Here is a 7321-nt window from a genome sequence, read left to right on the forward strand (position 1 = left end):
CTCATCTTAGCTTAAGATGAGGGTTTTTTTTAAACCTTACAATATTGTAAGGTTTACGTAAGTTAATTCGATAGTAAATTTGTCATATTTTTTGCATAATAGATACAAATAGATAAAAAATAATTAGGGATATAGTAAGAAGGGAGAAAACTGGGATGCGTAAAGAAGAAGTAGTGAAGTTTCCAATTAAAGATTTCTGTAGCTACTTTACTGTTGCCATAGTATGTATTGGATTATTTGATATAATAACAAATTTAATTGTTAACTAATATAGATGATAAAACAAGAAGGGAGACCCTTTCTTGTTTTTTTTATGGGGGCATAAAGATGAAATGGATTGATAGCCATATACATGTTGATCAATATGAGAATGAAGAGAAAAGTAGATTACTTATAGATGTGGAAAACAGTAAAGAGATACAAGGGCTTATTGCAGTATCTATGAATTATCAATCATGTCTAGAAACTCTATCTTTAGCAAAGCGATATCCTTTTGTACATCCAGCAATAGGTTTTCATCCGGAGCAACCGACTCATAAAGAGGAATGTGAGCAAATTTATAAATTAATTGAAGATCATGTAGAGGAAATCGTTGCGATTGGTGAAGTGGGGCTCCCATATTATTTAAGGAAAGAAGATGAAAATATTGCTGTCGATCCATACATAGCGGTGTTAAAAGAGTTTGTTGAACTAGCTAGTAAATACGATTTACCAATTATACTGCATGCGGTTTATGAAGATGCTGACACTGTATGTGATTTACTTGAAGAATATAAAGTTTCACGTGTACACTTCCATTGGTTTAAAGGAAGTGAAGAGACAATGAAACGGATGATGAGGAACGGTTATTTTATTTCTATCACACCGGATGTTTTACATAAGGAGAAAATTAGAAAAATCGTTTCGTATTATCCGCTTGAATATATGATGGTAGAAACAGATGGGCCGTGGGAATTTCAGAAGGATACGATGACACATCCTTATATGATAAAAGATGTGTTACAAGAAATTAGTATAATAAAAAAAATATCAGTAGAGAAAGTTACTGAGCAAATATATGAGAATACGGTGCGATTTTATAAAGTTAGTGAGTCATCATAAAAAAAAACACCAAGCATCTCGCTTGGTGTTTTTTTTTATGACTCTAATTTTTTCGCACGTCTTAATAATAAAAGAAAGACAATTATAATGAACCCAATTATAAGGAAGAACCCATATTGTTTTATATAATCAATTATGTCCTTCGCACTTGTTGGTTTTTCAGCGTGAATGCCGTCTTTATTAGTAGTAATATGAATATCTTTCATTTTTACTTCATTCGTTTCTTTTTGTAAATCAATCCACTCTATGTTTGGAATATTTTCTAGTTCGTTTAATACTTTTTTTAATGGTGTAACGCCCAAGTAAGGATGATAAAATGCACCGATAATTCCATCGGATAATTTTTCGACAGATAAAGCACGTTCTTTCATTTTTGCTATAGCTTGTGGCTTATCTTCTTCAATAAAGCCAACAGTTTCAGGAATTAATTTCATCCCATGTAAAAATGACGGTGTACTTATATAAGCCGGTGAGTGCATTGATTTCCAAGTTGTATCGTTTAGTTGTAGTTGTCCTACATAAGTTGAAAAATATTGTGATAGTATTTCATATCCTTTTTGAGACATTGTATAGTGAGGAGCTTCAAAGGCAACTGGATATAATTTCGCTCCTACAAGCTCTGTAATCCCTTTTTCAATATGATCTTTAGTATATTTTTCTTCGAAGGCTTTTCCTTTTTCTATGTATTTATTGTAGTCTTCTGTAGACTGAAAATCTTCTTTTGTCTTTGGTTTTTCATGGTTCGGTTGGCGAATTGGTTGATCTGTTTTTACATCCCAAAATTCAAAACCTTCACCAGTTTCACTATCATAAAACTGATGGGTGTAACCATGCATAACGATAGAACCGCCGTTATCTTGCATAAAGCGTAAAACATTGACTAATTCAGAGTTATCCTTTAAATGTACTGTTTTTCCTGTGTTGGGATCTTTGTAAACAGGGATAACGGTAATCATGTAAGGAAGTTTTTTCTCTTTTAATAATTCAGCAATTTCTTTTAATTGCTTTACATCTACAGCTGGGTGAACGTCTTCAAGACGTAAATAAGCTGAAGTTTTATTTGTCATAGGCTTTTGTTCGAAGTAAGAAAATAGCATTTCACCGACGTAATGAGACATCCAATCAAAAAGGTTTGGAGTTGCGACATGTTTGGAGTTGCGACATAATAGGATGTTCCTTGCTGAACGATTAACGGGTGAGCTCCATCAGCACTCAAGGCGTAAGCAAGAGTTGTTCCTTTTGTTTCAACTTTCTTCATTAAGCGTTCTTCATGTAATTCATTTTTTAACTGGTTAGTCGGATATTCTATAGTGTGAATTCGTATATCGGTTTCTTTCGAGGTAATGAAAGAAAAACGATTAGATAATTGTTCAACATTTTGTCCTAAAACTAATACTGGACCTGAGAAATTTTCTAGAAATTGTTTTACTTCAGTAGAAAGATCTTCTTTTTTCTCTCCGATATAAACAATATGTGTATAAGAAGATGAGTTAGTGGTTTCATTTACCTCTTTTAAACTTTTTACTGTTATATCATTTGTGAAATGTCCTAACTGAGTATTAAGGATTTGTACATTATTTGTAATTTTATTGTCTTCTGTACTATACAAAATAAGTACTTTTGGCTTGGATGATGTTTGCGCAGATGTGTGTATAGGAATGAGTAGTAAAATGCTAAAAAAGAGTAGTAGGAATTTTTTCATTTATATATGCTCCTAGTCTATATAGAATTCAATTTACAATTATATACAATAAATAAGTTATAGTCCATGTAAGTTACATTTTTGTACGTATTTACCAACTGTTTTTTCGCAAAATCGGTCTAAAGCATGATGAAAATATGTATAGTTATTTGCTATGATTGAAAGGTAAGAGAATGATAGAGTGTAGGTAATTGTAAAGGGAAGGCTGAAAGGGGACAAATTTCAGCGGAGAAAGAGGTAGAGGTAGTGAAGAAATTCTTTGTAGGATTTTTAGTTGTTCTTGGAGTGTATTTATATTTCCAAGGAAAGTCTGAAGGAATGGGTAAGCTAATGAATGAAACAAGCTATGTTGATTCAGAAGAAGCAAAACAGATGAAACAAATCATTATAGAGGAAGCAAAGAAAGTAAACCTTCCGGAATGGATACCTCTTACAATTGCCGAACATGAAAGTAGGTTAAATCCAAGAAGTGTTGGAGATAACGGAACTTCATTCGGATTGTTTCAATTACACCGCGGTGGTGGGCTTGCACCAGAGCATTTAACTGATGAAGAGTTGAAAGATCCGCGTACAAATGCGCAAATTGCAATGCCGCATTTAATGAAAGGATATAAGCGCGGGGTGCAAAAAGGTTTGACTGATTTTGCATTACTGAAATATATAGCGAATACATCTGGATGGCCAGGGAATTTAGGACCAGAGTGGACGGATAACAATATGAAGTATAATATCGGATTAGAGGATGTATACTATCGAAATAAAGGTGTAATTAAAGAGTAGGTTTTCTATACCTACTCTGTTTTTTTATGAATAATTTCATCCTTTTCTCTCGTGAAATACTGCACTAGTTGTATTTTCACATCTTCTAGTTTTGTAGAAACTTGCGGTATTTTATATCCTACATACAACGGTGAAACGACAAACCTAGGAACAACTTTACAAATGATTTTTCCATTTAGGTGATAGAAGAATAAGTTATAACTACTACACCCTTTGTGGAAATCTGTCAGTATGTAACGTACGGTTTGCTGAATATAATTGGCCATTTCATCTATAAATGCAATATCTTCAATGATGATATTAAATTCAGTAAAGCCGATAATAGGACGCTCTGAAATGTTGAGTTCAATGCGTTCATTTTTTTGAACAATTACCCCTTGGAAATTTGCTTCATCAATATTTTTAAGATAGTCTACATGTTTCATTCCGATAATTTGCATATGTGCATGGTGCAAACTTCCACCTGAAAATGGACCATGATTTTTGTATAAAATCACAGATGAAAAGTCTTCGTTTTCCTGTAAGTTTAACCAATGGTGAATAGAGAAGCGAATTAGTTTTCTCATATGATCTTCTGTATATGTTGCAATATGTTCTTCACAATTATCTGTTTCGATTAGCACTGTTTGAAAGGTATCCTTTAATGTAGGAAATTTATTTTTCAACCAAATAATAGAGCCCTCAGTTGCTAAAATATCCGTTAAATTTTCTCTGTCACAAAAAGGACATGCAGCGCTTCTGTTCCGAATGCTTTCTGGTTTTTGTTTACCGATATCGTTTAAAAAATATAGTTGTTGTGTATCCATTTGTATATATGCCCCTTTAAAATATATGTAAAAATCCCGCTTAATACATTCGGGAAAAGGAGAAGGAAATCCTTTAAAGGGAATAGGGAAAAATAAAAGACAAGATATCCTCATTGCAATAGGGTACCTTGTCTTTTATTTTTTCTTTAATAGTGTGTATGGATAATATAGAGCATTTTCATCTTGTTTCTTTTTTCTATTTTTTATTGTGTATAAGGCAATTGCTGTACTTGCGATTACAATAATGGCTTTCTTCATATTCATATACCCCTTTTTATTGTTGGTTTAATTCTTGGCTAACTGCTTTTGCATCGATTAAAGCGTGTAAAACCATTTTCACCATGTTCATCATATTCCTTCACTCCTTTTTATAGTTCGTTTAGTTCTTTTGCAACTGCTTGTCCGTTCACTAATACCTCAAAGATTGCTTTTACGAGTTCTTTCATCATGATTGTTTCCTCCTTGTTTTTGTCTCTCTTGTTTATATCTTTATTGTATAGGGAGGCATCTTTTCGTACTATCGCTTTCCATTACGTGAACATAACAGCTTTGTAAGATTGGATGTCACTTATTGAAATGTTTAGTCTATCTTCATTATTTTCAGAAAAATGACTATCCAAACATGAAATGGGAAAGTATAATAAAGAAGTAAGTATTAAATTCCGTACGAAAGGGGTGAATGAGATGAAACGTTCTTTAGCTGCGCGTGCCAAATTTTTAGATTATATCTATTTTTGTCGTGCGATTTTTCATGATGTAGTTGTTAACGGGATACGTATGCCCTTTTTTAACAATTGCATAGTAGCTATTGAACGATAGAAGTCTCTTCACCCATTTTTGATAAACGTGTGAAAAGGGAGCTATTTGGCTTCCTTTTTCTATGCCAAAAACCATGGGGAATGTTTCTTTCCCATGGTTTTTTATATTGAAAGGAGTACGGAAAATGACAATTTGTAGTGTAAATAATGTAAAGAAATCTTTTGGTGGAAACATCATATTTGAAAATATATCGCTTGAAATAAAGAATGGAGAACGTATTGGATTAGTTGGTCGTAACGGTAGTGGGAAGACAACTATCTTTCAGCTTCTAACAGGAATGGAGAGTTTGGATGCAGGAGCCATTCATATGAAGAAAGGTACATGCATCGGTCATGTAGCACAAATTCCAAAATTCAATAATGAAATGAATGTATATGATGTATTAAGCTCCGCTTTTAAAAAGGAAAAAGAGTTGGAGATAGAAATGCATGCTTTAGAAAAAAATATGGCGGAAGAACAGGAATCATCTGCTTTACAAAAATTGATGGAGAGATACGGAGTAATTCAAGAAAGGTACGCGTTTCTCGGTGGTTATGAAATAGAAGCGAATATTATGAAGGTAGCAAATGGTCTACAGGTGACGGAACTATTTCCTCGATCATTTATGGAGTTAAGTGGTGGAGAACAAACAAAAGTAAGCCTTGCGTATATGCTATTGCAGAAACCAGATTTACTTTTGTTAGATGAACCAACAAATCATTTGGACTTATTTGCAGTCGAGTGGTTAGAACAATTTCTAAAAGAGTATACAGGAACAGTTATGGTCATTTCGCATGATCGCTATTTCCTTGATGAAGTTGTAACGAAAATTTTTGATTTAGAAGATGGAGAAATTCACGTATATCATACGAACTATTCACAGTTTGTTGAGGAAAAGGAAGAAAGGTTGCTTCAAGAATTTCAAGCGTATCAAGAACAGCAAAAGAAAATAAAGAAAATGAAAGAAGCAATTAAGCGTCTACGTGAATGGGCAAATCAAGCGAATCCGCCGAATGAAGGATTGCATAAGAGAGCCAGAAATATGGAACGTGCATTAGAGCGCATAGAGAAACTAAAGAGACCCATTTTGGATAGAAAACAGATGGGACTTCAGTTTGAAGGGCAAGAGAGAAGCGGAAAAGATGTTGTTGTAATGAAAGAAGTGAGTAAAGGATTTGCTGAACGACCTTTATTCGAGAAAGCAAATTTGCATATTCGTTTTCAGGAGCGCGCAGCTATCGTTGGACGTAATGGTACAGGAAAGACTACGTTATTAAAACTACTACTAGAAGAAATGCAGCAAGATGCTGGTGAAATTCGGATTGGTAGTAGTGTGAAAATCGGTTATTTATCGCAACATGCGTACGGGAATATGAAGAACAATGTATTGGAAGCTTTCAGAGATTGTGTAGCTGTAACAGAGGGAGAAGCAAGACATATATTAGCGCGATTTTTATTTTATGGTCCAGCTGTTTTTAAGAAAGTAACGCAACTTAGCGGTGGAGAGAAAATGAGGCTAAGACTCGCGCAACTTATGTATCAAGATGTTAACTTTCTTATTTTAGATGAACCGACGAATCATCTTGATATTGAATCAAGGGAAGTTTTAGAGGAAGCCCTTGAACAATATAACGGGACGATTTTAGCTGTTTCACATGATCGTTATTTCTTAAATAAATTGTTTGAAAAGACATATTGGATTGATGAACACAAATTATTTGAGTTTGCAGGGAACTATGCATGGGCTCGTCAAAAGTGGGAAGAAAGAATTGAGAAACAAGTAGCAAAACAGAAGCAGCAACAGCAAGGGAATAAAGCGTTAGAAGTAATGCCTATAAAAAAGAAGAAGTCTAGGGATTTAGAGGCAGTTGAAAATGAGTTAATGCATATAGAAGAAGATATATATGCACTCGAATGTAAAATGGAAAATGTAGTTGATGTTGAAATGCTTGAACAATTATATGAAGAAAAAACGAAAAAAGAGTTTTTACGAGCGGGGTTATATAATGAGTTAGAGAATATTGTGGAGTAAAGAGTAGAAAGCTAATTCCTTTCAGTTTTTGCTGAAGGGATTAGCTTTCTTTTTTATCCCGCTATTTGTGGGAGCCTTGCTGCCCCGTAAAAGCCCGATTTG

The 7321-nt window shown here is 33.9% G+C and carries 6 protein-coding genes and 1 pseudogene; 4 read left to right on the top strand and 3 right to left on the bottom strand.

Translation table 11 applies throughout. The features are described from left to right. Positions 1-327: 327 nt before the first annotated feature. Positions 328-1101, top strand: a complete 774-nt coding sequence (locus tag V7038_RS24605) for a TatD family hydrolase (protein WP_002113394.1) — start codon at positions 328-330, stop codon at positions 1099-1101. A gap of 35 nt (positions 1102-1136) precedes the next feature. On the opposite strand, the pseudogene V7038_RS24610 reads toward V7038_RS24605, so the two are convergent. Continuing rightward, positions 1137-2803, bottom strand: a pseudogene (locus V7038_RS24610) (DUF2334 domain-containing protein). A gap of 246 nt (positions 2804-3049) precedes the next feature. Between V7038_RS24610 and V7038_RS24615 the strand changes: the two are divergent. Next, positions 3050-3583 carry a transglycosylase SLT domain-containing protein gene (locus V7038_RS24615; protein WP_002113396.1) on the top strand — a complete coding sequence of 178 codons (534 nt, stop codon included), beginning with the start codon at positions 3050-3052 and terminating at the stop codon, positions 3581-3583. An 11-nt stretch (positions 3584-3594) separates the two neighbouring features. Here the strand turns inward: V7038_RS24615 and V7038_RS24620 are convergent, their stop codons facing one another. Continuing rightward, positions 3595-4389 (bottom strand): DUF4931 domain-containing protein, encoded by a 795-nt coding sequence (locus tag V7038_RS24620; RefSeq protein WP_438825119.1) that lies wholly within the window; start codon positions 4387-4389, stop codon positions 3595-3597. Between the two features lie 135 nt (positions 4390-4524). Further along, complete coding sequence (locus V7038_RS24625) at positions 4525-4653, bottom strand: hypothetical protein (RefSeq protein WP_002113401.1); 129 nt, start codon at positions 4651-4653, stop codon at positions 4525-4527. Positions 4654-5073: 420 nt separating this feature from the next. On the opposite strand from V7038_RS24625, the gene V7038_RS24630 reads away from it, so the two are divergent. Beyond that, positions 5074-5208, top strand: a complete 135-nt coding sequence (locus tag V7038_RS24630) for an RAxF-45 family protein (protein WP_079999070.1) — start codon at positions 5074-5076, stop codon at positions 5206-5208. Between the two features lie 124 nt (positions 5209-5332). Then, positions 5333-7219, top strand: a complete 1887-nt coding sequence (gene abc-f, locus V7038_RS24635; RefSeq protein ID WP_335695779.1) for a ribosomal protection-like ABC-F family protein — start codon at positions 5333-5335, stop codon at positions 7217-7219. The last annotated feature ends 102 nt before the right edge of the window (positions 7220-7321 follow it).

The sequence above is a fragment of the Bacillus sp. JJ783 genome (assembly GCF_036963225.1).
In the GTDB taxonomy this organism is placed as follows: domain Bacteria; phylum Bacillota; class Bacilli; order Bacillales; family Bacillaceae_G; genus Bacillus_A; species Bacillus_A cereus_U.

Excerpts from the sequence above, each read along its gene's own strand:
- V7038_RS24630 (WP_079999070.1), top strand. The coding sequence starts at position 5,074 with ATGAAACGTTCTTTAGCTGCGCGTGCCAAATTTTTAGATTATATCTAT.
- abc-f (WP_335695779.1), top strand. The coding sequence starts at position 5,333 with ATGACAATTTGTAGTGTAAATAATGTAAAGAAATCTTTTGGTGGAAAC.
- V7038_RS24625 (WP_002113401.1), bottom strand. The coding sequence starts at position 4,653 with ATGAATATGAAGAAAGCCATTATTGTAATCGCAAGTACAGCAATTGCC.
- V7038_RS24620 (WP_438825119.1), bottom strand. The coding sequence starts at position 4,389 with ATGGATACACAACAACTATATTTTTTAAACGATATCGGTAAACAAAAA.
- V7038_RS24605 (WP_002113394.1), top strand. The coding sequence starts at position 328 with ATGAAATGGATTGATAGCCATATACATGTTGATCAATATGAGAATGAA.